At 45.1% G+C, this 25,163-nt stretch carries 25 protein-coding genes; 10 read left to right on the forward strand and 15 right to left on the reverse strand.

Annotated features, from left to right (window positions below; all coding sequences use genetic code 11):
* Positions 1 to 228 precede the first annotated feature (228 nt).
* Entirely contained in the window at positions 229 to 1,029 is an 801-nt protein-coding gene (gene cysE / locus EP13_RS00980) for a serine O-acetyltransferase (protein ID WP_044055558.1), read from the forward strand.
* A 48-nt stretch (positions 1,030 to 1,077) separates the two neighbouring features.
* Here cysE and EP13_RS00985 read toward each other — a convergent pair whose 3' ends face one another.
* Genes EP13_RS00985 through EP13_RS01020 form a run of 8 tightly spaced genes read right to left on the reverse strand, consistent with a single transcriptional unit; the run spans position 1,078 to position 7,373 of the window.
* Entirely contained in the window at positions 1,078 to 1,803 is a 726-nt protein-coding gene (locus EP13_RS00985; RefSeq protein WP_044055559.1) for an HAD-IA family hydrolase, read from the reverse strand.
* 17 nt (positions 1,804 to 1,820) lie between these two features.
* Complete coding sequence (gene xerC, locus EP13_RS00990) at positions 1,821 to 2,738, reverse strand: tyrosine recombinase XerC (RefSeq protein WP_081869410.1); 918 nt, start codon at positions 2,736 to 2,738, stop codon at positions 1,821 to 1,823.
* A 5-nt stretch (positions 2,739 to 2,743) separates the two neighbouring features.
* Positions 2,744 to 3,439, reverse strand: a complete 696-nt coding sequence (locus EP13_RS00995) for a DUF484 family protein (protein ID WP_044055561.1) — start codon at positions 3,437 to 3,439, stop codon at positions 2,744 to 2,746.
* Positions 3,436 to 4,266, reverse strand: coding sequence for a diaminopimelate epimerase (gene dapF / locus EP13_RS01000; protein WP_044055562.1), 831 nt, complete (start codon positions 4,264 to 4,266; stop codon positions 3,436 to 3,438). Before dapF ends, EP13_RS00995 begins: the two co-directional genes overlap by 4 nt.
* Positions 4,267 to 4,301: 35 nt before the next feature.
* Positions 4,302 to 5,552 (reverse strand): diaminopimelate decarboxylase, encoded by a 1,251-nt coding sequence (gene lysA, locus EP13_RS01005; RefSeq protein WP_044055563.1) that lies wholly within the window; start codon positions 5,550 to 5,552, stop codon positions 4,302 to 4,304.
* Complete coding sequence (gene lptM, locus EP13_RS01010) at positions 5,552 to 5,734, reverse strand: LPS translocon maturation chaperone LptM (protein WP_231497904.1); 183 nt, start codon at positions 5,732 to 5,734, stop codon at positions 5,552 to 5,554. The genes lysA and lptM overlap by 1 nt, the downstream gene beginning before the upstream one ends.
* A gap of 51 nt (positions 5,735 to 5,785) precedes the next feature.
* A complete protein-coding gene (locus tag EP13_RS01015; protein WP_044055565.1) occupies positions 5,786 to 6,853 on the reverse strand; it encodes an MJ1255/VC2487 family glycosyltransferase in 1,068 nt (355 codons plus the stop codon).
* A gap of 1 nt (position 6,854) precedes the next feature.
* Positions 6,855 to 7,373 carry a phosphatase PAP2 family protein gene (locus tag EP13_RS01020; protein ID WP_044055566.1) on the reverse strand — a complete coding sequence of 173 codons (519 nt, stop codon included), beginning with the start codon at positions 7,371 to 7,373 and terminating at the stop codon, positions 6,855 to 6,857.
* Between the two features lie 402 nt (positions 7,374 to 7,775).
* Between EP13_RS01020 and rraA the strand changes: the two genes are divergently transcribed.
* Positions 7,776 to 8,261: a ribonuclease E activity regulator RraA gene (rraA, locus tag EP13_RS01025; protein WP_044055567.1), complete on the forward strand. Its 486-nt coding sequence runs from the start codon at positions 7,776 to 7,778 to the stop codon at positions 8,259 to 8,261.
* Positions 8,262 to 8,304: 43 nt separating this feature from the next.
* Here the strand turns inward: rraA and EP13_RS01030 are convergent, their stop codons facing one another.
* The 3 genes from EP13_RS01030 to mpl are packed head-to-tail and all read right to left on the reverse strand — an operon-like array spanning position 8,305 to position 11,122.
* Positions 8,305 to 9,123 (reverse strand): S1/P1 nuclease, encoded by an 819-nt coding sequence (locus EP13_RS01030; RefSeq protein ID WP_044055568.1) that lies wholly within the window; start codon positions 9,121 to 9,123, stop codon positions 8,305 to 8,307.
* Positions 9,124 to 9,131: 8 nt separating this feature from the next.
* Positions 9,132 to 9,758, reverse strand: coding sequence for a flavin prenyltransferase UbiX (locus EP13_RS01035; protein WP_044055569.1), 627 nt, complete (start codon positions 9,756 to 9,758; stop codon positions 9,132 to 9,134).
* A 2-nt stretch (positions 9,759 to 9,760) separates the two neighbouring features.
* On the reverse strand, positions 9,761 to 11,122 hold the full coding sequence (gene mpl / locus EP13_RS01040) for a UDP-N-acetylmuramate:L-alanyl-gamma-D-glutamyl-meso-diaminopimelate ligase (protein ID WP_044055570.1): 1,362 nt from the start codon (positions 11,120 to 11,122) through the stop codon (positions 9,761 to 9,763).
* Positions 11,123 to 11,439: 317 nt separating this feature from the next.
* Between mpl and EP13_RS01045 the strand changes: the two genes are divergently transcribed.
* The 3 genes from EP13_RS01045 to EP13_RS01055 all read left to right on the forward strand — a co-directional run bounded on the left by EP13_RS01045 (position 11,440) and on the right by EP13_RS01055 (position 13,631).
* Positions 11,440 to 12,417: a class 1 fructose-bisphosphatase gene (locus EP13_RS01045; RefSeq protein ID WP_044058648.1), complete on the forward strand. Its 978-nt coding sequence runs from the start codon at positions 11,440 to 11,442 to the stop codon at positions 12,415 to 12,417.
* A gap of 124 nt (positions 12,418 to 12,541) precedes the next feature.
* Entirely contained in the window at positions 12,542 to 13,072 is a 531-nt protein-coding gene (gene ppa / locus EP13_RS01050) for an inorganic diphosphatase (RefSeq protein ID WP_044055571.1), read from the forward strand.
* A 73-nt stretch (positions 13,073 to 13,145) separates the two neighbouring features.
* Entirely contained in the window at positions 13,146 to 13,631 is a 486-nt protein-coding gene (locus EP13_RS01055) for a DUF3299 domain-containing protein (RefSeq protein ID WP_044055572.1), read from the forward strand.
* Positions 13,632 to 13,695: 64 nt separating this feature from the next.
* Here the strand turns inward: EP13_RS01055 and EP13_RS01060 are convergent, their stop codons facing one another.
* Positions 13,696 to 14,109, reverse strand: a complete 414-nt coding sequence (locus EP13_RS01060; RefSeq protein ID WP_044055573.1) for an acyl-CoA thioesterase — start codon at positions 14,107 to 14,109, stop codon at positions 13,696 to 13,698.
* 518 nt (positions 14,110 to 14,627) lie between these two features.
* Between EP13_RS01060 and EP13_RS01065 the strand changes: the two genes are divergently transcribed.
* Positions 14,628 to 15,353, forward strand: a complete 726-nt coding sequence (locus EP13_RS01065) for a hypothetical protein (protein WP_408605299.1) — start codon at positions 14,628 to 14,630, stop codon at positions 15,351 to 15,353.
* Between the two features lie 119 nt (positions 15,354 to 15,472).
* Positions 15,473 to 16,993 carry an Hsp70 family protein gene (locus EP13_RS01070; RefSeq protein ID WP_044055575.1) on the forward strand — a complete coding sequence of 507 codons (1,521 nt, stop codon included), beginning with the start codon at positions 15,473 to 15,475 and terminating at the stop codon, positions 16,991 to 16,993.
* 86 nt (positions 16,994 to 17,079) lie between these two features.
* On the opposite strand, the gene uvrA is transcribed toward EP13_RS01070, so the two are convergent.
* Positions 17,080 to 19,914: an excinuclease ABC subunit UvrA gene (gene uvrA, locus EP13_RS01075; RefSeq protein WP_044055577.1), complete on the reverse strand. Its 2,835-nt coding sequence runs from the start codon at positions 19,912 to 19,914 to the stop codon at positions 17,080 to 17,082.
* Positions 19,915 to 20,113: 199 nt separating this feature from the next.
* On the opposite strand from uvrA, the gene EP13_RS01080 reads away from it, so the two are divergent.
* Entirely contained in the window at positions 20,114 to 21,454 is a 1,341-nt protein-coding gene (locus tag EP13_RS01080; RefSeq protein WP_044058649.1) for an MFS transporter, read from the forward strand.
* Positions 21,455 to 21,518: 64 nt separating this feature from the next.
* Positions 21,519 to 22,109, forward strand: a complete 591-nt coding sequence (locus EP13_RS01085) for an HAD family hydrolase (RefSeq protein WP_044055578.1) — start codon at positions 21,519 to 21,521, stop codon at positions 22,107 to 22,109.
* Positions 22,110 to 22,116: 7 nt separating this feature from the next.
* On the opposite strand, the gene EP13_RS01090 is transcribed toward EP13_RS01085, so the two are convergent.
* The gene (locus EP13_RS01090; protein ID WP_052364230.1) at positions 22,117 to 22,692 is read right to left on the reverse strand and encodes a hypothetical protein; all 576 of its coding nucleotides are present in this window, start codon (positions 22,690 to 22,692) and stop codon (positions 22,117 to 22,119) included.
* Between the two features lie 311 nt (positions 22,693 to 23,003).
* Between EP13_RS01090 and EP13_RS01095 the strand changes: the two genes are divergently transcribed.
* Complete coding sequence (locus EP13_RS01095; protein WP_044055579.1) at positions 23,004 to 23,861, forward strand: alpha/beta hydrolase; 858 nt, start codon at positions 23,004 to 23,006, stop codon at positions 23,859 to 23,861.
* Positions 23,862 to 24,158: 297 nt separating this feature from the next.
* Here the strand turns inward: EP13_RS01095 and EP13_RS01100 are convergent, their stop codons facing one another.
* Positions 24,159 to 25,160 carry a LacI family DNA-binding transcriptional regulator gene (locus tag EP13_RS01100; protein WP_044055580.1) on the reverse strand — a complete coding sequence of 334 codons (1,002 nt, stop codon included), beginning with the start codon at positions 25,158 to 25,160 and terminating at the stop codon, positions 24,159 to 24,161.
* Between the last annotated feature and the right edge of the window lie 3 nt (positions 25,161 to 25,163).

Here is a 25,163-nt window from a genome sequence, read left to right on the forward strand (position 1 = left end):
TTTCAACTCTCCCTTTTTCAATGCATAGTGAAAAGGCGCGGATGGCACTCGTTAGTTGCGTGTGGAATAACCTATAGCAAAGTTATTCGACAAATTGATCGAATAATACGCTTGCTGGGTAACACTTGTGTACAGCTAGCCAGTAAACTCAGGTAAAATAACGATGAATACGGGTTACGTGTTTGCGTACTGCGGTATTAGGTTAGACACTTCTTATAGGAAACGCCAATGAATGCCATGTCTGCGCCCATCGATTTTTGGACGTCGCTGAAACAAGAAGCACATAAAGTTGCAGAGAGTGAGCCGTTACTATCGAGCTATGTGCATGCCAGTGTGTTGGCACATCATAATTTCGAGTCGTCTCTGAGCTTTATTTTATCTAATAAAATGGCCGATGACGTTATGCCTGCTTTGGCCATTCGAGAGGTGTTTGACGAAGCTTATTTGCTTGAACCCGGTATCAGCGAAGCGGCCATTGCTGACATTCAAGCCATTAAGGCGCGAGATGCCGCAGTGGGTGATTACCTAACTCCTCTACTGCATTTCAAGGGTTTTCATGCGGTGCAAGTGCATCGAATGGCACACTATTTATGGCTGCATGGACGACACCAGCTTGCCTTATTTTTGCAAAGCCGTAACTCGTCGAGTTTTGGTGTAGACATTCACCCTGCCGCCCGTATCGGTAAAGGTGTTATGTTTGACCACGCCACCGGTATTGTAGTGGGTGAAACTGCAGTCATAGAAGACAACGTTTCTATTTTACAAAGTGTCACCCTTGGTGGTACCGGCAACGAATCTGGCGACCGCCATCCAAAAATTCGTCAGGGTGTCTTAGTGGGGGCAGGGGCCAAAATTCTTGGTAATATTGAAGTGGGTGAAGGTGCGAAAGTTGGCGCAGGTAGCGTGGTACTTAATCATGTGCCTCCCCATGTTACCGTTGTAGGTGTGCCAGCTAAGGTAGTGGGCAGGCCAGTATGCAAAAATCCTTGCGAGTCTATGCGGCAAAACGTGCTAGAAGACAACGTTTAAGTATTTTACCTGTGCGGCTTGACCAGTAAGTTAGGGCAAGCCTCGCGGCTAAAACGCCAGTAGTTCAGACAAATTGTCCAACACGACATGGGGCAGCACTGACACTTTCTCTAGCTGTAACGCCATGGGGCGATTACAGGCATACCAAGCCGATTGAAAGCCAGCGTTAATTGATGCATACACATCTTTTTGTAAATTATCTCCCACATGCAGAATATGCTGAGGCGCAATGCCTAGTTTGTCTGCCGCTTGTTCAAACATGACTGGTGAAGGTTTCATAGGGCGAGATAGATTGGCGTGATAAATGTCGTCAAAATAAGTGTCTATGCCTATCGCCTTAGCATTGACGTTGCCATTGGTAATAGCAACGAGAGGCATACGTTCACTTAAGGTTTTTAATGTTGTATGTATTTCTTCCGTTAACGTGAACTGGCTACGCGCGTTGTAAAAGCAGTGAAAACAGGCCATAACTGCGTCGTCTAATTTGCCTTCATCCCATGTTTGTTCCTGAGCATCGTCTGTTAACGCTTGTCGTAACACGGTGAGGCGAAGCTGCCCCATATCTGAGGCTAATTCCGGTCGCGTGGCAATAGCGCTGTTCTTAAGATGAAGCCATTGCTGTGAGGTTAGTGCTGCCGCGCGTGGGTGGTGGGTTCGAATATGTTGCTGAAGTGCCCGTTCCGCGCGTTGAATAATGGGCTCATTATTGTAAAGGGTGTCATCGAGATCAAAGGTCATGGCCTTCACGGCGTGAAGAGATCGAAAAAACTGCATAAATTACGCTGCCTTCATTATTTTTTATGTGCTCTAGGGTGCGCGGCATCATACACTTTGGCAAGGTGTTGAAAGTCGAGGTGTGTATACACTTGGGTTGTTGATAAATTGGCGTGACCCAACAACTCTTGTACTGCCCGTAAATCGCCGCTAGATTCCAATACGTGTGTGGCGAAGGAATGGCGCAGTTTGTGCGGGCTGACGGTTTGTGAAAGATGTTGTTGTTGGGCGAGATGATTTAGCCGGTTTGCCACCTGTCGATTTGATATGCGGGTTTTACGTTTACTTACGAAGACAGCATTTTCATAGGGTGTTGTGTATGCAGGTCGAACTTTTAGCCACGCGTTTAACGCCCGTTGTGCTTGACGACCCAAAGGAAGAATGCGCTGTTTACTGCCTTTTCCCATTACCCTAATGGTGCCATCTTTTTGATAATCACTCAGGTTTAGACCCGTGAGTTCACTTAACCGCAAGCCACAGCCGTATAGCAACTCGAACATAGCCGCATCGCGACACGCAATGCCTTCATCGCCGCTACTTTGTGCGTCATTGCTTAACAGTTGCTGCATTTCATCAACGCTAAGTTGTTTGGGCAATGGCTTGCCTTGTTTGGGCGCTGAAATTCCTTCCACAGGGTTACTGAACAGTTGTTTTTGCTCTATAAGGTATTGGCAAAAGGTACGCAGTGCAGACAAACGAAGGGCAATACTGCGCGGCTTATGCCCAGCCAACTTGGCATTAGCCATGACACGTTTTACATCTACAGGGGTAATGCTAGACCACTCCTGAAGATGAAGTGTCTTTGCGATGTCTTGGAGTTGGCGCTGATAATTACTGAGTGTGTGAGCCGATAGGCCACGTTCCACTTGTAAGTGTAAAATAAATTTATCAAGCCAGTGTTGGCAGTTGGGACTAAGCAATGTTTCCGTTTCCACGAAAACTAATACCCCATCATCTCAGGTAAGATAATGTTTAGCACTTGCTGAAGTTGTTGCAATAACAAGGTGTCCATGTCTGGAGTAAAATGGCTAGCATCGCTACTGCTTATCCCTAAGATGCCCAAATCTTCTTGGTCACCAAGCAGAATAAGGGCAACAGATTCGGCACTGCTTTCCGCAAATAATAATTGGCGCTCATGTTGCGATAAGCGACCGAAAAAGAACGACGACGATTTAAATCGCTTCTCAGTAAACAGCCGCTTTTGTAATTCAGGAATAGCGTGAGGGCCTTTAAAACTCTTAATAACCGCTGAGGACAATTGCAACCGCTCTTGCAATACATCTTCCAGCGTAAACTGCACCTCGGCAACGCTTTCGCAGCGTAGAAGCTGAACGTTGAGGTCGGTGTAAACGCGATAAATCTTTTCGTTTTGCTTGGCAATGCTAACTAACTGCGACAGCTTAAGGTTGAGTTGGCGTACTTTCTTTCGAAGCTGTTCGCTTTGAATTTCGACTAAAGAAACACTGCCTTTCTGCGCATGGGGAATTTTAATTTTTTCGAGTAACTCAGGGTAGCGTATAAAAAAATCAGGGTTTTGTGCTAAGAAGGTGTACACATCTTGTGGCGATAACGTACTGTCACCAGAAAATACCTCCACCAATGCAGAAGCGCTCGTTTGCCCTGAAATTTCACTCATAGGTTTATTTGTCCGTCGTAGACGTGTTCAGCTGGGCCTGTCATTTTTAGCACACTATCTGGGCCAGGCCAGCGGATCCTCAGTGTTCCTCCGGGTAAGTCTACCCGAACATCCTTACTTAATTTACCTTGTATTTGACCAATTGCAACTGCTGCGCACGCACCGCTTCCACATGCGAGTGTTTCACCGGAGCCCCGCTCAAATACACGTAGCCGAATATGCGACTCATTAATGATTTGCATAAAGCCAACATTCACCCTTTCAGGGAAGCGTTCATGGCTTTCAACCAATGGCCCAATATCCAGCACGTCGGCAGTATCTACATTCTCAACTTCAATGACGCAGTGAGGGTTGCCCATGGACACCGCACCACAAAATAAGGTTTTATCATCGAGACGCAAGATATAGGTGTTTTCTTGTTTATTTGCTTTCAGTGGAATATTAGCGGGTACAAAGTCTGGTTTGCCCATATTAACGGTAACTTGCCCGTCTTTTTCTAGGTACAACACCATTTTTCCCGCTTTCGTACTCACCACAATTTTGTTGCGATTAATTAAGCCTTTTTGTTTAACAAATCGGGCAAAGCAACGTGCGCCGTTACCGCACTGTTCCACCTCAGAGCCATCTGCGTTAAAGATACGATAATGGAAATCTTGTTCAGGATCGTAGGGAGGTTCAACCATGAGAAGTTGATCAAACCCGATACCAAAATTTCGATTTGCTAACTGCTGAATTTTCTCTTTTGAGAAAAAGACGTTCTGGGTGACGTTATCAATCACCATAAAGTCATTACCCAGACCGTGCATTTTTGAAAACTGAACCTGCATTAACCGCGCATCTTTATTTTAAATTTGACCCTAGTTTACGTAAGTTTATGCTCACCTTTCCAGAGATCTTTTTGAATTTCTCGTTCTCGCACAACAATTGACTCGTCACCATCCACCATTATTTCAGCTGGGCGGCAGCGGCTATTGTAGTTTGATGCCATCACAAAACCATAGGCACCCGCGCTTCTTACGGCTAGTAAGTCACCTGGGGCAATGGCCAGTTCGCGGTCTTTACCAATGAAATCACCGGTTTCGCATACCGGCCCTACCACGTCATAAAGACAAGGCGTAGAGGAGGTTTGTTGATTTACAGGAATAATATTTTGCCACGCTGAGTAAAGAGCTGGGCGCAGTAAATCGTTCATGGCAGCATCAACAATGGCGAAACTTTTCTCTTCCCCTTGCTTGATAAACTCAACTTCGGTAACCAAGATACCAGCGTTGGCGGCAATGGCTCGGCCTGGTTCTAAAATGAGCTTAAGCTGTTCACGGCCCGTCATTTTTTCAGCCATGGCAGCTGCGTATTCTTTTGGATGTGGAGGAGCTTCATCATTGTAGGTAACCCCTAATCCACCCCCTACATCGAGGTGGGAAATGACAATGCCTTTTTCAGCTAATTCATCAATGAGAATAAGCAAACGCTCTAGTGCATCAACAAAGGGGCCAATTTCCGTAAGCTGAGAACCAATGTGGCAGTCCATACCCACTACATTGAGATGAGGGAGTGAAGCGGCTAACTCGTAGGTTTGAATGGCGCGTTCACGGGCAATACCAAACTTATTGGCTTTCAGCCCAGTAGAAATATAAGGGTGGGTTTTGGCATCAACATCTGGATTAATACGCAAAGAAATGGGAGCGGTTTTGCCCAGTTTGCCAGCGACTTCATTAATACGATGTAATTCAGGTTCAGACTCTACGTTAAAGCACATGATGCCTTGATTTAGCGCGTAAGCAATTTCATCGGCCTTCTTACCTACCCCTGAAAATACAACTTTGCTGGCATCTCCGCCTGCTTCAATCACCCGTGCGAGTTCACCGCCAGAGACAATATCGAAGCCAGAGCCTAGTTTTGCCAAGGCACTTAAAACACCAAGGTTTGAGTTGGCTTTCACTGCGTAGCAAATAAGGTGAGGGTGTTCGCCTATAGCGTCGTTAAACGCATGCCAATGGCGCTCTAATGTTGCACGCGAGTAGACGTATAAAGGGGTGCCATGAGATTTAACGATGTCACTGACGGCAACGTCTTCGGCAAAAAGTTGGTTGTTTTTATAAGCAAAAAAATCCATTAATTAGATTCTCCCGAGGTGGAGGCGGGGGAGCGTGGCAAGGTGCTTGAAGGCACTGCATTATTCGACTCATCGTCAGGTGCATTTTGCTCAGGCGCTTGAGGAATATATAGCGCCCCTTTGTAACCACAGCCTGTTAATGCCATGGTGATAAAAACTAGTACAACCCACTTTTTAAGCACGAAATTTCCCGCATAAGCTACATCAAATGCCGCTATCATCGCATTGCGGGATTAAAATGCAAGAGCCAATAAGCGTTCTTGGGTTTTATCGCCATAATGCACGTTTTGCCAAAGTTCGTTGCATAAAGTTTGTGTGTCTTTCCAATCCCCTTTTTTGAGCCAATCGATAAGAACGTCAGGATTGTCTGGAAAGGCAATAGCTTCGATGTCTGGTGCTTCTAGCCATTCTTCAACAATATCAGTATCTAATTGAAATAAGGTTTGGCAAAGGTCGAGTTTATTCAACGTGAGCACGTTTGATAATTGCTCAAATTGCCCATGTAGTGGCTTGATAAGCAACTTTTTACCTAGTTGCAATGCTTCGCTTGAAAGTTCGAAGCCCCCGTTTGCGATGACACCACTACAATGCTGCAATGCCCGCTGAAAATGCTGCTTAGACGTGGGATTCCATTGGATATGTCCTGCTTCTTTGATTTCGCTGATATTGGGGTGAAAACACTGAAAAACTTGATCGCTAATAGGCTCTAACATTTGTTGTATATCAGCCACATCCTCAAAGGGCAAATACACGAGAATATGACCTTTTCCGGGCATAGAAGCGGGTTTGTCTGCCACAAATGGCGGAATAATGGGTTGATTAAAATGATACCAGTGCACACCCAACTGAATGTCGGTAGGGGCGAAGTTTTTCATGAGAACTTTGTCAACAAGGGTATCACCAGATTTTGGTACATCGTAGGCAAACGCCGCTTGGTGACTAATTGATATGGAGGGAATATTTTGACGTTTAGCCGCCCATGCTGTTACCGGCTCAAAGTCGTTAACTAATAAGTCGTAACCTGAGGCATCAAAATGCCTCACATCTTTGATGAACTGGCTGACGTTCGCTTGGCGTAACGTCGCCCAGCGATCCACGCGCCCTCGTTTTGTAACAAAGCTTAGCCCTGTAAGCGTTTGGTACTGTCCAAACACATCCATATCAAAGTATTTATCGGGCGCGCGGCCGGTAAAAACAAAATCAACGTCAATATCTGAACGCTGCGAAAGGGCAGCCGCCATAATTCGTGCTCGTGCAATATGCCCGTTGCCGGTACCTTGCACGCCATACAATAATTTCATGTTACCCCAGAATGGAAATACTCAACGACGCAATAGTGATACCAAGTAAGGTTCCCGCTACCACATCAGAAGGATAGTGAACACCAAGCAGTACTCTTGATAGCCCTATCAGTAAGGCCCAGCAATAGGCCAATACGGCAAAGGGCGGATAATAGTGCGCCACTATACTGGCCATAAGCCATGCGGCTGCCGTGTGTCCTGACGGCAAAGAGAACTTATCTGAGGGAGTGACATGTGCTGTTAAATTCATTAGAAAATCACAGGGGCGTGGTCGCTTGAACATTTTCTTAAGCAGCACATAGATAGGAAGTTCCAACGCATATGCCATCAGCGCGGTATAGAGGAATAGCTCGCCATGCTCGGGTTCAAAGGCCCAAAGTAGCATGCCGATCACAAAATAAAGGTATCCGTCGCCGGTTTTAGATAACCAGATAATGCTGCGACAGTCTCTTTTCACCGTTAGCCGGTAAATGAAATAAAAAAGATCTGTATCGTATTTGGTCAAGGATTTTAAGTTCATCACCTTGCACCCCATTGCGATTAATTAATGCACAGATTAAAAATTAACTGTGACCAATCGGTGACAAAAAAAAGAAACCTTTATTACATACTGCGTGATAAGGGAAGTTGTATTGGACACCCACAGGTTTCATGCGTGGGACACACACATCATCACTGTTAGGAAATCATGGACAGTCACAACATTCAAACGTCGTAGTGGACAGCCACCAATACAATAATGCTAGCAATTTATGTGCTAATTATCCGATTACGGCACGAAATTAAGGGGAAGGTGAGGTCGATGTGAAAAATACCCTCGAATTTTATCAAGATGCGTAATCTAACGTTTTCAAGCGTTAAATTAATGCTATGCTAAACCCATCAAGTTATTCACTTCACTTAATTAAAGTAAGGCAGAGCAATGGATTACAACACTTCTGAATTATGCGATTTATTTGCCGATAGTGTCGATGTTGTCGACCCCATATTTGTAAGCTATGGCGGCCGCTACTCTTTCGGTGGTGAAGTAACCACGATTAAGTGCTTTGAAGACAGAGGGTTAATTGATAGGGTGCTGGCCCAGCCTGGTGCAGGAAAAGTATTACTGATTGACGGAGGAGGCTCGGTTCGTCGCGCGCTTATTGATGCAACGTCTGCGCAAATTGCCATAGATAACGACTGGGAAGGGATAGTGTGTTACGGCAGTGTGCGTGAAGTTGATACCTTAGCTGATTTAGACATTGGTGTTCTCGCAGTAGCGGCCATTCCGGTTAATGCTGAAAGTGAAAGTATTGGTGATGTTGATGTACCCGTGAACTTTGGCGGGGTAACTTTTTTACCAGAAGATCACCTATACGCCGATAGTACTGGTGTCATTTTGTCGCCAGAACCGCTTGATTTAGAATGAAATAGTATCTTTATATGAAGAAAGGAGGCCAAGGCCTCCTTTTTTATGATGCGTTATTGTGTTCGCTATCAAATATATGATTTAAATACATGGCAATACGAATCCCCGCCATTTGCAAACGTTCGGTGGCAATAGGCAAATGATTGTAAAGATAATCGTAGGATAGTTCGGCCCCCTCTTCAGGGTATATGGTGTCGCGAATTTCAATGCTTTCTTGAATCCATACGAATGGGTCGACAGACGCCCACTGACGAATATTTTGTGGTGTAATTTGACGATTCAGTTGCTCTGTCCACTCTGTATAAGACATTTTGCGCTGATCTAGCATTTCGGAGTCCCATACGCGGTGCAAGTTGGAATCGTGCCAGAAGAATTGCAATTTTTCGTCGTTGCCGCCTCTGTCAGTACCATTCCCCGCATGTAAAGGTTGGTGCAAATCACCAATAATGTGCACGATAAAACGCAATGCCAAACGCTTTTCCTCTGCGGTAGAGGCATCATTCAAAAGCACACTTTTAAAATGTGAGAGCGCTGTAACCGCATCGCCTTCATCTGGGGCACCTACGTTAACGTAGTTTTGACCCTCAGGTACGGTGACATAATGCCATGGAGAAGCCGTTTTGCGCCAAAACGTACTTGGGTCTGAACGCATTTCATCGGCATACGTTGACGCTTGAGCTAAAGAACCACGAGGGAACAGGTCTTTTAGGGCGGCTTGAGAGAGCGGGCTTAAATATTTTTCCGCAATAGCGCCTGTCACACGGTGACCGGTTTGACCCCAGCCCAGTGCGGGTGAACTTGAAAGTAGAGTGGTAGACACGAAAAGCGTCACAGCGAAAAAAGTTCTTTCGAACGCTGACATAAATGTTCCTATTGATGGTGTTTAGATTGGTAGCCCCAGCGTGCAACGAGGGATTGCTCAATACCGAGGTGGTCGAGAATTCTTGCCACAACAAAGTCGACCAAATCATCTATGGTCTTTGGGTTGTGGTAAAACCCGGGTGCCGCAGGCATTATTGTGGCACCCATTTGTGACAGTTTTAACATATTTTCCAGATGGATAGAGGACAGTGGCATTTCTCTTGGCACCAAAATAAGTTGCCCGCGTTCTTTTAACACTACATCTGCGGCACGCTCAATAAGATTGTCACTGGCACCGATGGCAATGGATGAAAGGGTACCTGTTGAGCATGGACACACAACCATTTTGCGTGGTGCTGCTGAGCCAGAGGCCACTGGCGAAAACCATTCCTCTTTTCCAAAAACCTGAATCTGCCCTTCTTTTGCACCGCATTGCTCACTAAAAAACGCAGCAGCATCGCTGGGGCGCGAGGGGATTTTTACGTTTTCTTCTGTGGCAAACACCACTTTGGCTGCAGACGATATCAGTACAAATACCTCATAGTCGGCTTTTACCAAAGATTGCAACAAGGTGAGTGCATAGGGTGCACCGGAGGCGCCTGTTATCGCAAGTGTCACTTGCTTATCGTGCTTCATTGTTATGCCTTTTGTTCCCGCGCGCTCAAGGCGCTTAAAATTTGACTGTGAATGCCACCAAATCCGCCATTGCTCATGACCAGAATATGGTCACCATCTTGCGCGGTATCCACGAGCGCTTGCACAATATTTTCGATGTTATTGAAGCAATGTGTGGGTGTCTCGCTATGGGCGACCGCTAACGATAAAGACCAATCCATATCGCTAGGTTCAAATAGGAAAACCTCATCAGCTTGGTGCCATGCGCCAGCAAGCGTATCTTTATGGACACCCATCTTCATTGTATTGGAGCGAGGTTCTAATACAGCCAAAATACGTGCGTGTCCCACTTTTTTTCGCAAGCCATCTAATGTGGTCGCAATGGCGGTAGGGTGGTGAGCAAAATCGTCGTATACGGTAATTCCGTCCACAAACCCTTTAATTTCCATTCTGCGTTTTACGTTTTTAAAATGGGACAGCGCGTCAATGGCATCAGGCAAGGTGACCCCCGCATGATGTGCACTTGCAATCGCCATGAGTGCATTATCTACATTATGTTGACCTAATAGCGACCATTTCACAGAGCCAACCTGACACCCATTATGTACAACGTAAAACTCACTTCCGTCTTGGTTAATCAGCTCTGCAGCCCACTCTTTACCCAGTGCTTGTCTTGATGACCAGCACCCTTTTTTCAAGGTGTCTTCTATTGATGGGGTATGATTAGGAGTAAGAATTAGGCCGTTTTCTGGCACCATTCTCACTAAGTGATGAAACTGAGTTTGAATAGCAGAAAGGTCGGCAAAAATGTCAGCATGGTCAAATTCTAAATTGTTAATCACTAACGTTTTGGGGCGATAGTGCACAAATTTAGAGCGTTTGTCGAAAAACGCACTGTCGTATTCATCTGCCTCAATGACAAAAAATGGACAGTCACCAACCCGAGCAGATACGCCAAAGTTTTCTGGCACCCCCCCGATTAAATAGCCGGGCTTCAAACCAGCGTGCTCGAGGATCCACGCTACCATGCTGCTGGTGGTGGTTTTGCCATGTGTGCCTGCAATACCGATTACCCATCTGTCTTTTAATAAATTGTCTAATAACCACTGCGGGCCACTTGTGTAGGGTAGATTGCGGTTAAGGACGTACTCTACGGCAGGGTTACCACGTGACATAGCATTCCCAATAACCACAATATCTGGAGCTGGCGAAAATTGCGCTTCATCGTAGCCCTCGGTAAGCATGATACCCAGCGCTTCCAACTGTGTGCTCATGGGAGGGTAAACATTAGCATCAGACCCTGTTACCTTGTGGCCAAGGGATTTTGCTATAGCAGCAATACCGCCCATAAAGCTGCCACAAATGCCTAAAATATGTACATGCATCGCGCATTCTCATTCATTTTCATGTTATTAGGTGTACTCTATCAGAACCCGAAAGCGAATAGATAATTCAATTTACCGGTTCCCCCTTGGTAAAGTATTAAACTGGTATGCTGTGTAAATGGCGTTGATTTAGCATGTTCTAATTCAGTAAGAACATGGTTACAATCGGTTTAGCATTGATTTTACTGTACTGTAATTATGAATGTGCCCTTAACAGGCGGGTTTTAGCTTGTTGGTGTTACGAGAGAAAAGCCAGAATGGAAAACTGCGCACCTCGTATCATTACACCCTACACACGAAAAAAAGGCTTACATTTAATGAAACGTTTAAATTCCCAATTGCAAAAAGACGGTGCACCCCTTGAGTTGATTCTGCTCATTCGTACCTTATTAGCTGGTTGTAAAGAGATATCTTTCCGCGTAAGCCAGGGCGCACTGGCTGGCGTGCTTGGCTCTACACTATCTGAAAATGTACAGGGCGAAACACAAAAGAAGCTCGACGTAATCTCAAACCATATTTTAAAAGATACACTTCGAGAATCTGGGTATGTAAAAGCCATTTCATCAGAAGAAGAGGACGATGTAGTACCTTGTAATCCAGAAGGTAAATACCTCGTTAGTTTCGACCCTTTAGATGGCTCATCGAATACCGAAATTAACAGCTTAATCGGTACTATATTTTCAATTACCCATGCACCGCAATGGATGGAGCCTGAAGACCCATCAGCGTTTTTACAGCCGGGAACGCAAATAGTTGCAGCAGGGTATGTGCTTTATGGCCCATCAACAATGTTGGCGCTAACTACAGGCAGAGGCACACATATTTACACCTTGGATAAAACTCACGGTGGCTTTTTATTAACTCACCCTAATATTCAAGTGCCCGAGCAAACGACTGAGTTTTCAATTAATGCCTCTAATCAACGCCATTGGGAACCATCAATGCAAGCGTATATTGCCGACCTGCTAGCGGGCAAAGACGGGCCAAGGGGCAAAAACTTCAATATGCGTTGGGTCGCCGCGATGGTAGGAGATATTCATCGTTTATTGTGTCGCGGCGGTATCTTCATGTACCCCTTCGACAACCGCGACCCATCCAAACCGGGTAAATTACGCTTGCTGTATGAAGCAAACCCAATGGCCTTTCTCATGGAGCAGGCCGGCGGTAAAGCGGAAACGGGAGAAGGCCGTATTCTAGAGGTTATGCCTGAAGAAATTCATCAACGTGTGCCTTGCATTATTGGCTCTAAAGATGAAGTAGAAACGTGCTTGAGCTACGCAACAAAGAGCGAGTAAACCTTAAAAAGCGGTAAAATTAGGGCTGATCAGTAAGACAAGCGTCTTAAATCGTTTTTATTTTGCCGCCGTCACCGTATACTTACGGGCAAAATTTCTAATCTATTATTGTAAGGACAATAGAATGAGCTTAAGTGCTGTTTCTGCTGGCAAGAACTTGCCTGATGAAGTGAATGTAATCATTGAGATCCCAGCTCACGCTGATCCAGTGAAATACGAAGTAGATAAAGACACGGGCGCGATGTTTGTAGACCGCTTTATGGCCACGTGCATGCACTACCCAACTAACTACGGTTATGTGAACAACACATTGTCAGAAGATGGTGATCCGGTTGACGTGCTTGTTATGACGCCATTCCCTCTACTAGCTGGCTCTGTGATTAAGTGCCGCCCTGTAGGCGTACTGAACATGACGGATGAGTCTGGTAAAGACGCAAAAATACTTGCAGTACCGGTGGATAAGCTTTCTACAATTTACCGTGATGTCCATGAAATTGCAGATGTACCTCCACTACTTCTTAAGCAAATCGAGCACTTCTTTGAGCACTATAAAGATTTAGAGCCTGGAAAGTGGGTTAAAATTGACGGCTGGGAAGATGCGGCCGCTGCAAAAGCTGAAATTGTCTCAAGTGTTGAGCGATTCGAAGCAGAATAATTCACGCTGACTGTAAAAAGTGTTAAAAAGGGCTGGTAATAACCAGCCCTTTTTTATTTTAAACGAGAGAGTTATGCGAAACCTTAGGGTAAAATTTATTGTTGTGCTTAGCACCCTATTGCTGGCCTTAGCGTGCAAAGGAGCGGCGGCTGAAACTGTATTAGAAGTATATTGGGAAGACTTGGTCCCCGAAGGCTTTAATGAGTTAGCACCACCTTCTGTCCAACACAACGGGGAAATGAGCCAACTGCAACCAGATGCGCCAGTGGTCGACGCTTATGATGGTAAGCGAGTGAAAATCCCAGGCTTCGTCGTGCCACTTGAGGGGACTGAGACACTCACTACCGAGTTTTTACTAGTGCCTTACTTTGGTGCCTGCATACATGTACCACCCCCGCCTTCGAATCAAATTGTTTACGTAAAATTTGAAAAGGGTATACCTATCGATAATATTTATGACGCTATTTGGGTGACAGGCACACTGTCAACGGATGGTTGGCAAGGTGATATTGCCTCTGTCGGCTATCGTCTATCGGGTGAATCGATAGAAATGTTTTAAATATCTTAACGAGATTGTGCATGGGGAGTACCCCCATGCAAGGCATTAATGTGCTCTAACGGTATTATTTGGTATCTTTGAAATGCACCATTAATGCTTGTTTAATATCGGGAGAGATAGGGGCTGAACGTTGATTTGCATAATCAAAATGCACCATGGTTGTTACGCCCTTAGCGCATAACTTTTCGTCTTGCCATAATTCTTGAAACACATCGAATGAACTCGTACCCAGGCGACTAATAAAGGTCTTTACGGTAACGGGCTTACCGTAAAAAATTTGCCCTAAAAAATCGACTTTATAACTTGCAAGTATTAACGGCCAGTTCTTTAGATCGAGGGAGGGGGTGAATATACGGAAAATAGGTTCTCTTGCGGCTTCAAACCACGCGACTAAAGCGGTATTACTGACATGTTGCAAGGCGTCTGTTTCACAAAAACGAACGTCAAAAGACGTCAGCAATGGTGTTTCATCATTCATAATAGTGTTTTACATTGTGGCTGCATTTTTCCTCACTCTAGCATTAACCAAAGTCGAATTCAGCATACTTGCTTTTAGGCGCTCGCGGAAACCGCTATAAACAAAACTTATGGACACTCACTAATTATTGACATCCACAGACCTGAATTTGGACAGCCAATTGAAGGCGTGTTGAAAAGTGAGTGTCTTTGTTTCGCATTTGTTTCGCATAGTTTCGTTTTTTTACTTATTTCGGGATTCCTGTCCCAAGATACAGTTTTAACCTACTGTTTTTTGCTGCAACATAATTGTCATGCCCTTTTTCTTGGATTTCACGTATGCCAAGGCCTCGTAAGTCGTTAATTTGCTTGGATAGTACACCGTATTATCACTGCGTATCACGCTGTGTTCGTAGGGCGTATTTGTGTGGCGTGGACGAGTTGACGGGTAAAAATTATAACCATCGACGGCAAGTTATTGAAAATAGGGCTTTAAAACTGGCGAGTATTTTTGCAATCGACATATGCGCCTTTGCAGTAATGAGCAATCATACACATTTAGTCCTGCACGTTGATAAAACCAAGGCATGTGCGATGAGCAGCGATGAAGTGTTAAAGCGATGGCATATGCTTCACAAAGGCACAGTGCTCACCCGTAGATACATGGATAAAAAGCAGCGCAATTCGCTTTCTGAGCCTGAGTTATTAAGTGTAATCGCGTCTATAAAGGTTTATCGGCAACGCCTTTACGATATCAGCTGGTTTATGCGCTTGTTGAATGAATACATTGCCAGAATGGCAAATAAAGAAGACGCGTGTACAGGGCGCTTTTGGGAGGGCCGCTTTAAATCTCAAGCTTTACTTGATGAGGGAGCATTGCTTGCCTGCATGGCCTATGTAGACTTGAATCCCATTCGCGCGGGGAAAGCGGACACTCCCGAGCATTCCCCCCACACTAGTGTAAAGCGAAGAGTTAGGGCTGCAAAAAATAACACGCAACCCAAAAAGCTCATGCCCTTTGTCAACAATAGTACTCATGTTCGAAAGGGACTGCCTTTTGACTTGAAAGATTACTTACTCTTGATTGACGAAACAGGTCGCCAATTACGTGCAGATAAACCTGGCGCTATTCCCTTAGATTGTGAGCCAATTCTCACTCGGGTAGGTTTAGCGCAAGCTAAATGGTCATTAATGGTAACCAATATTGAAACACAGTTTTCGACTTGTATCAGCCTAGCGCACGCCGAACGCAAACTCGTAATTTAAGAAAATATTGCAGCAAAGATGATTTTTCCAACAGCATGAGTGCTGTTGGGAATGTTTTTCTTTGGGTGTGCTAGTTTTTTCATTTACAATCCACAAAAAGCGCTAATTTATGAACGGTTATGACTGCGATTGGGATTGATTACGGCACATCAAATTCTGAAGTTGTGTATTTTGATGGTGCTACCCATCAGCATATAAAACTTGACCCACAAGACAAGAAGGGCAACAAAATACGCTCTTCAGTATTCATCTATTTCGATGATGAACTCCCCCCGCCGCCTGACGCTATGGTTGAAGCAAAAGTGGCTCAGCTCAAACGTGCGCTGAACGAAAAAATTGATAAGGCGAAGCAAGGGTACTATTCGGCGAGCGATCCTAAAGAGCAGTCATTATACAGCGATAGAATAGACTCCCTGCGGGCCGAATTTCACAACAAGCCTTCATTGCAGCGCAAAGCCATTCAACAACTAATGCATGCCATGTCGTTAGACGAAATTCCACTATTGCGGTTAGTAGAATATGGTAAGTTTGCGTTTGGTGAAGAAGGCTTTCGTCGCTTTTTAAAAACGCCCAATAAAGGTCGTCTTATCTATTCACCAAAAAACTTTCTAGGGGCGTCGCTAGACAGCGATCAAAAACACGCTTTTATTGGCATTATTGCGAAGCAACTTGCCTATTTTAAACGTTGTGCAGAAGAGCAGCTTAATCGCCATGTTTCTACAGCAGTGATAGGTAGACCCGTTAAGTTTCATGGTACACGGGGAGAAGAAGGCAACGCTCAGGCCATTCAGATAATGACAGAAGCAGCTAGGTTAGCAGGTTTTTCGGGAGTTAATTTTCTCGATGAGCCAATAGCTGCTGCGTACAAAATAGAGCGTACACTTCCAAAAGACACGACTACGCTTATTGTAGATATTGGCGGCGGTACAACAGATATTTGTTGTATTAAATTATCTCCCAAGCGAACAAATCAGCTAGATCGTAGCCAAGACTTATTGTCTGTTACTGGCCGTAGACTAGGTGGAATGGATTGCGACAAGGGCTTACTGCTGAAAGCGGTAGCCCCTGACATGGGCATGGGGCTTAAAATGATAAACGGCTTACCTGTTCCCCCGACGTATTTTTCTGATATGTGCGCGGTTGATAACATACCGGCGCTTACACGATTCTTCTCAGACGACTATGGGCTGGATATTTCACAGACCATGTCTGTTACAAGAGAGCCTGCTCAGCTTGAGCGTCTCTTGACTGTTCAAGAAGAAAAACTATCTGCTCGCGTAGTCAACTCTGTGCGTATGGCGAAGGAATTGCTATCGTCAAAGTCAACGATCACCCTGCCATTACACTACATAGAAGAAGGTTTTGATGTCAATATTAGCCAGGAAATGCTGAAAATAGCGCTAAAACCTTGGTTAGACAAAGTTAAAAAACTTGTGGTTGAGTGTTTAGATAAAAGCCCTGAAAAGCCAGAGATGGTTATGATTACAGGTGGGATGAGCTTGTCACCAATTGTTGTGGATGCGTTATACGAAGCATTATTAACGGGCCTGCCTAGGCTAGAGAATGACGCCTTTAACTCTGTTTGTGAAGGGTTAGCGATACAAGCTGCAAAGCACGAATTTGACAGCCACACTGGCTAATAGTACCTGCAGATAAAAAGACACCCACAGTCAAAGTGTGGGTGTCCATGTTTCGGGGGGCTATGTGTCGTTGTATTAGCTTGGTGCTAGCGCTGTTTCTCAAGCATTGGTTTTAGGAATCGACCGGTATGAGAGACCTCTTGTTCAGCTACGTGCTCAGGCGTGCCCTCTGCGATTATTTGGCCACCACCTGAACCACCTTCAGGGCCCAAGTCTACAATCCAGTCTGCAGTTTTTATTACATCCAGGTTGTGCTCAATAACCACCACAGTATTGCCATGGTCACGTAGTCTATGCAATACCGCAAGTAACTGTTTAATATCGTGAAAGTGTAGGCCAGTGGTGGGCTCATCTAGAATGTATAAAGTTTGCCCAGTATCTCGCTTTGACAGCTCTTTTGCTAATTTAACCCGCTGTGCTTCGCCGCCTGATAGGGTGGTAGCAGCCTGCCCTAAACGTATATAAGACAATCCTACATCAATGAGTGTCTGCAACTTACGTGAAATTGCCGGGATAGCGTCAAAAAAGTTACGCGCATCTTCAACCGTCATTTCTAACACTTCATGGATGTTTTTGTCTTTATATTTAACTTCAAGCGTTTCTCTGTTATAGCGTTTCCCTTTACATACATCGCAAGGTACATAAACATCTGGAAGAAAGTGCATCTCTACCTTTATGACCCCATCGCCCTGACACGCTTCACATCGTCCGCCTTTAACATTAAAGCTGAACCGGCCCGGTTTGTAGCCACGAGAGCGAGCTTCTTGCGTTCCGGCAAACATTTCCCTAATTGGGGTAAATATACCCGCATAGGTGGCAGGGTTTGAACGTGGCGTTCGCCCAATAGGACTTTGGTCAATATCCACAACCTTATCGAGGTTTTCCAAACCATGCATAGATTTATGAGGGGCAGGCTCGGAGGCTGTCGCTTTGTTTAATTCTCGTTGTGCTATCTTGTAAAACGTGTCGTTAATAAGGGTAGATTTACCCGATCCAGACACGCCTGTGACGCAAGTCATCACCCCAGTAGGAATTTTTAAGTCTACCGACTTAAGGTTGTTCCCCGTTGCGCCCTCTAACGTTAACCATTGGTCATTCTTAACCGCGTTTCGCGCTGTAGGTATTTCTATTTTTTCTCTACCAGAAAGGTACTTTCCAGTAAGTGATTGCTCACTTTTTAAAATGTCATCCAACTGACCTTCTGCGATAATTTGGCCACCATGCACACCTGCACCCGGGCCAATATCCACCACGTAGTCTGCTTCTCGAATGGCGTCTTCATCGTGCTCTACTACTAACACGGTGTTACCGAGGTCACGTAAATGCGTTAGCGTTTTAAGCAGGCGTTCGTTGTCTCTTTGATGCAACCCGATAGAAGGTTCATCCAACACATACATAACACCCACTAATCCCGCGCCTATTTGACTGGCAAGGCGAATACGCTGTGCTTCACCCCCTGAAAGGGTGTCGGCACTTCGTGACATCGACAAATAATTAAGACCAACGTTAACCAAAAAACGTAAGCGGTCGAGGATTTCTTTTAATATCTTCTCTGCAATTTGTGCTTTTTGACCGGCTAAATCTAAGTTCTCGAAGAATTCATAAGCACCCGCAATCGACATCTCTGCGATGGCCGGTAGCGTTGTATCCTGAATAAACACATTTCGGGCTTCCACCCTCAAGCGGGTTCCATTGCAGCTACTGCAATGTTGCTGACTTAAATATTTAGCTAATTCCTCACGCACCGAATTCGATTCAGTCTCTCGGTAGCGGCGTTCCATGTTTGGAATAATGCCTTCAAACGGATGCTTACGCTCCATAATGTCACCACGTTCATTGATGTACTTGAACGTAAGTGATTTACCTTTAGAACCGTAAAGCACAATTTCTTTGTGTTTATCATCTAAGGATTCAAACGGTACGGATAAGTCGAAGCTGTAGTGATCAGCTACCGCTTGTAGCATTTGAAAATAATAGTAGCTACGTTTATCCCAGCCGCGTATGGCACCGCCGGCTAGGCTTAATTCTGCGTTCCCGACTACCCGTGCGGGATCGAAGAACTGGCGAGTGCCTAGGCCATCACATGTTGGACACGCACCAGCGGGGTTATTAAAAGAAAACAGGCGGGGTTCGAGTTCGCTTAAGCTGTAACCGCAATGCGGGCAGGCGAAATTGGCAGAAAAAATGATTTCCTCTGCGTCTTTGTCGTCCATATCAGCCACAACGGCGTTTCCGTTAGCAAGACTTAAGGCGGTTTCAAACGACTCTGAAAGCCTTAGGGCCATGTCTTCACGCACCTTAAAGCGGTCTACAACCACTTCAATCGTGTGTTTTTTATGAAGGTCGAGTTCTGGTGGATCTGAAAGGTCGCACACTTCGCCATCAATTCGACAACGAATAAAACCTTGTGCCGACAGGTTTTGTAGCGTTTTAACGTGCTCGCCTTTGCGCTCTTTAACAATAGGCGCTAAAAGCATGAGCTTACTGCCTTCGGGCATCGCCAACACTTTATCAACCATTTGGCTGACGGTTTGTGCGTCCAGCGGCACATCGTGGTCGGGGCATCGTGGTGTACCCACTCGTGCAAACATCAACCTTAAGTAATCGTATATCTCTGTGATAGTGCCCACCGTCGAGCGGGGGTTATGTGATGTCGATTTTTGCTCAATGGATATAGCAGGTGAAAGCCCCTCAATGTGGTCGACATCGGGTTTTTCCATCATGGAAAGGAATTGACGCGCATAGGCAGACAACGATTCTACATATCGTCGTTGCCCTTCCGCATAAAGGGTATCGAAAGCAAGGGATGATTTCCCCGAGCCAGAAAGTCCGGTTATCACCACCAGTTTGTCTCTTGGCAGTGTTAAATCGATGTTTTTTAAATTGTGGGTGCGGGCACCGCGAATTTCGATTTTATCCATTGAAGCCTAAGTGAGAGAAAAAAGAATCAGTATGCCATAGGTGTCAAGCAAAGTGATATGGCAACGTACCTTGAAATTATACTCGCTGAGTATTGAAGGGATCACCTTAAGATTAGATTAATCGGTTTTTAGAAACGTGGGAAGGCGCTTATATTATGCTACACTTCGCGCCCATCATGAATTAGAGGACTTTAACGGTTTGAACGTTCTGGAATTGCGCGCCTCACTGGCGCTTGCCTTGGTGTACGTTTTACGTATGTTGGGTTTGTTTATGGTGATGCCTGTATTGGCCGTTGCAGCCATGGACTATCCTGATTATTCCCCGTTAATGGTGGGCCTTGCTGTTGGTGGTTATGGCCTCACGCAAGCCGCGTTACAAATTCCCATGGGTATGATGTCTGATAAATGGGGTAGAAAACCGGTTATTTTGTTGGGCTTAGCAGTGTTTGCTTTGGGCAGCTTTATTGCCTCCCAAGCTGATACTATGGCGTGGATGATAGTGGGTCGCATACTGCAAGGCGCCGGTGCAATTGCCGGAGCCATTATGGCATTGGCCACTGATGTTAGTCGAGAGAGCCAGCGGGCCAAAGTGCTCGCTATTATCGGGATTGCCATCGGATTTTCTTTTTACCTTGCGGTTATCATTGGGCCTCTTATTGCTAAAAGTTGGGGGCTAGCCGGTATTTTTTCGGTGACTGGGGTGCTCGCTGTACTTTGTATGCCCCTCGTTAAATGGGTTGTTCCCAATGGCGTTAAGGTGAGCAGCGGTGATACCCTCCCGCAAAAAGGTCAACTTGCCGAGCTCGTCTTCTCTTCTCAACTATGGCGTTTAAATGTAAGCGTTATGGTGTTGCACATGCTAATAACACTACTTTTCGTACAGCTGCCCGTGACACTTTTGCATTTTGACATGACTTTGGACAGTCACTGGACACTGTATTTACCCGTACTGGGCGTGTCTGTCCTGGGGCTCATCATTATGATGGGGATGGCGCGAGGAAGAACGCCTAAATCATATCTTTTTGTGGGTGTCTCACTGATGGGCGCTGCGTTCTTAGGACTCGCACTCAAAGACAATAGTTGGTGGGTTACGTCGGCTGCTGTGGTGTTGTTTTTTACCGGCTTTAACTATTTAGAAGCAAACTTTCCCGCTTTAGTTTCAAGTATTGCCCCTGCCGGACAAAAGGGCACTGCAATGGGGATTTACGCCAGCTTCCAGTTTTTCGGCGCGTTTTTAGGTGGTATGCTTTCAGGCATTGTCACCAATATTTTCTCACCAGAAGCGGCTTATTTAGTGGGGGCCATAAGTACTCTCATTTGGGTCGTGGTGTTGAGTGGGTTAAAAGAAGTGAGCCGAGTAAAGCGTATCACCATGAGTTTGGACAATACTGTGGCACCTAATCACCATTTATCCGCAAAGCTAATGCAGGTGTCAGGAGTATTAGAAGTGACGTTAAACAGTAATAGTAATGCGGCATATTTAAAAGTGAATCGAGACTTCAATGCGGTAGAAGCGCGTAAAGTGTTGGAAAGTGGCTAAGCGCTATACTCCCAAAACAAGATAACGTAAAAAAGAGTATTGGCTGAGCAAGGAGGAGACACCAATGATAGATTTATCACGCTACCAAGGTATCATTTTTGATATGGATGGTACCTTAGTGGATTCTATGGGCGTTCACGTTGAAGCTTGGCAAGTAACTTGTCGTGAGTTTGGTTACCCATTTGATAGAGAATACCATCATAGCCTTGGTGGTGTCCCTACTGCTGAAACGGCTGTTTTATTGAATAAACGGTACGGCTGTAAGCATGACCCATATGTCGTCGCGGCGTTCAAAAAGAAGGTATTCGATGAGCTTGAAGACCTTCCAGCGCTTATTGAAGACACCCATATTATTTTTCAACGATACATAGGCAGTAAGCCTATTTCAGTAGGGACTGGCTCTGACAGAGCACATGCCACCTGGTTGTTATCTCAGCACAATTTACTTGACCCATTACACGCGTTGGTGACATCTGATGATGTCGCTAAAGGGAAGCCTCACCCGGATACCTTTTTGCTAGCAGCTAAAAAAATGGGTATTGCGCCGGAAAACTGTGTTGTATTTGAAGATACAGAAATGGGTAGGCAGGCCGCAGTGAATGCCGGTATGGCCTGTATTATGGTCATCAACGGCCAAGTGCAAACTGGACTGTAATATATTGCTAAACGCATAAGTGAAGTAAGCCGGTCTTAACTCTTTGACTTGCTTGACTTATCGCTTTTTTTACCGCAAGAGAATAGACGCGATTTTTGCTCTCCTTTTCATCAGATCTCTCAGTTTCAGCCAGTATGAAGCTTTGCCCTCGATACACTTGAGATGATGAGAACTCGGTATCAACATTGGTTTTATGCGCAACGTTTAACACAACGGTGGCTGATATCTTGTCATTGAGGGTTTTTAAAAAGGCGCGTTCAAGTGAGACGTTAACGCTAACCTTGTTATCTGTATCTGATAAAACGTTCATTTCGGTCAAACTTTCGCTCAGCCATTGGAAAACAGGGTCCGATAGACTTTCATTATTTGTTTCATGTAAGACAAGCGTTTTGCTGGTTCGGTTGTCTGTTAATGACGATAGTGTTAAAGCGCACCGCTTTGCATTGGCTAACGTTTTTTGGTGGGCCTTTTTATTAGCTTCAGGAATGAGTGTGGTTTCTAAATCTTGGGTAGATTCACACGCATATAACGTAAAGGTGGCCAGTAAGAGCAGCTGAAATTTTAATGGTACTTTCATTTTCATTGATAATAAATTCCAATCTATGTGTGTGGTTAACGGTGTATCTTAATCGCCAATCATTCTGAGTATATCGCTAGCTAATAGGTTTAAGAATGGAACATGTGTGTCAACTTGTTTCAAACGGCATGACTGAGACACACATGTAAAAAGATGAGCAACATGGACACTCACTTTTAAAGTGGGTGTCCATGTTGCTCAGTGTGTGTCTAAATAAAAGTGGGTGTCCAATAAAGAGGGGATTGATGAGCTGTGCTTGTCTCGCACCCATGAGTTTGCTTTAATGAACACTTATTCATCAAGGATTGAATGTGAAAATGACGAGAGGATTGATAGTTTTCTTTATTGCTATTGGGTTAAGTGCGTGCGCAATAAATGTAACGCCAAGTGCTTTCTTCTACCAAGACAACCAAAACAAACCATTAAATACCACCAAACTTCATGCAGCCATTCAGCAGGACAAAACATCTGCAGGTATCACCCGAGTTGAAATAACCAATGCGCAGGGCCTTGTGTTAAGAGGCGTCGCGGCGTCATACCCAAAACCGAAAGTAAATATTATTTTCTACCCCGATAACCGAATGCCGCTAAGCGAAAACAACAGCATTTTACATCGCCTAGGTACACTACCAGCTAATATCTTATGGATGGATTACCAAGGTGTTGGTGCCAGTGAAAAGTCGGGTAAACTTAGTATTAATGCGATTAAAGACGATGCATTGACCATTTTTGATTATGCAGAAGGTATTTTTGATGAAGCGTTGCCCACCATAGTACACGGGCGAGGCGTGGGAAGTTATTTTGCAAGCTACGTGGCTGCCAATAAGCCTATCGACGGTCTAGTACTTGATGGTGCATTTAACAATATCTCTGATCTCATTGCCAACATGGTTCCTTCGTTTTCAAATTCAATCACTTCAATGAAGCTGCATCCTGAAGTTCACTTGATGCAGATAGCACCGATTTTACGGCATTACGAAGGGCCATTGTGGATGCTTGTAGGCGCAGACGACAGTGTTACCCCGCCAGCGATTAGTCAGTCACTAATGAATAATGCTGCGAGTACTCAAAAACGTCTTTCTATTATTCCCAAGGCTACGCACAATGCCACACTGAAAAGCGACCGTGCTATTGCAGACTATCGCGTTTTTATCGCTAGTTTGTCAGATATTTAGCAGTGTGGCCTAACGATGTGGCCTGTGGATAAAGTGTGGATCAACTTGTTATTAACTCACAAATTGCCACAGGGTGGGGTCTGGTCGAGATCCCACCAATGAAGCTGGTCGGATCACGTTAGCGCAATAATATCAAGGGTTGTGGCGTATTTATTCAAGATCACTGCGTAGATTGATCGTCATCTGAGTAAGGATCACGCAAACTGGTCTCTTGGGGATAAAGATTTTTCTTTACCGATCACTATCAAAGCGTTGTCAATACCACGCATCCATGAAATTTTTTATATGGAAGTGGCGTTAAACGCGGGTCAATGAGTCACGTTTAACAATGGTAGGGGTATATTTAAAGGTTAAGCCTTCCTCTGGCTGAATCGCACTTGCATATTTAAGGGCAAGCTCAGCGGCCTTTGCCGCCATCATTTCAATAGGATAGCGCAGCGTCGTCAATTTAGGTCGGCAGTATTTCGCAAGTAACACATCATCGTACCCAACTACCGAAACGTCGTCTGGTACGCTTATGCCGTGATCTTGTAGCATTGTCATTGCGCCTGACGCCATTGCATCGTTATAGGCCAACACAGAGGTAAATTTAGCCCCAGTCGCCAATAAGTTCTGCATAGCAAGTTCGCCGCCTTCCTGGTCTGGAGACGCGTATTCAATCATGCTTTCAGGCAAATCGATGCCAGCGGCTTTCATTGCTTCTCGTATACCCTGTAATCTGTGATTAGGGTCGTCAATCCTGTATTGGCTGCTAATTACGGCCAAGCTTTTGTGGCCTTGGCCGATAGCGTACTCTGCCATCAACCGCCCACCCGTCACGTTATCAAGCCACACGCATCGATTAGCAATTTCGGGGATATAACGGTTAATCAGTACAAAACCGGGAATTTGTTTGGCAAAGTCAATAAGAGTTTGGTCGTCAAGGGCTTTGCTATGAACCACCATCGCTTCTACTCTGTGTTCAAGTAAAATTTCTATGGCGCGGCGTTCGGTGTCTTGTTCAATGGAGCCAGCACTAAGCAGTATTTGAACATTATTCTTACGAGTAACGGTTTCTACGCCGTGGGCTAACATGGCAAAGAAGGGGTCGTGCAATTCGGCTAATACCACACCTAAAGAAGCGCTACGTTTGGTTACCAGCGCTCGGGCATTTGCATTGGGACGGTAACCCATTTCTTCCATAATGCGTTTTACCCGTTTGCGAGTTTCCTTCCCAACCTTGGGGCCATCGTTAATGACGCGAGATACGGTTGCTAGGGATACACCAGCTGCTTGTGCAATATCTTTTATTGTAGCCATGAG

The organism is Alteromonas australica, from assembly GCF_000730385.1.
In the GTDB taxonomy this organism is placed as follows: domain Bacteria; phylum Pseudomonadota; class Gammaproteobacteria; order Enterobacterales; family Alteromonadaceae; genus Alteromonas; species Alteromonas australica.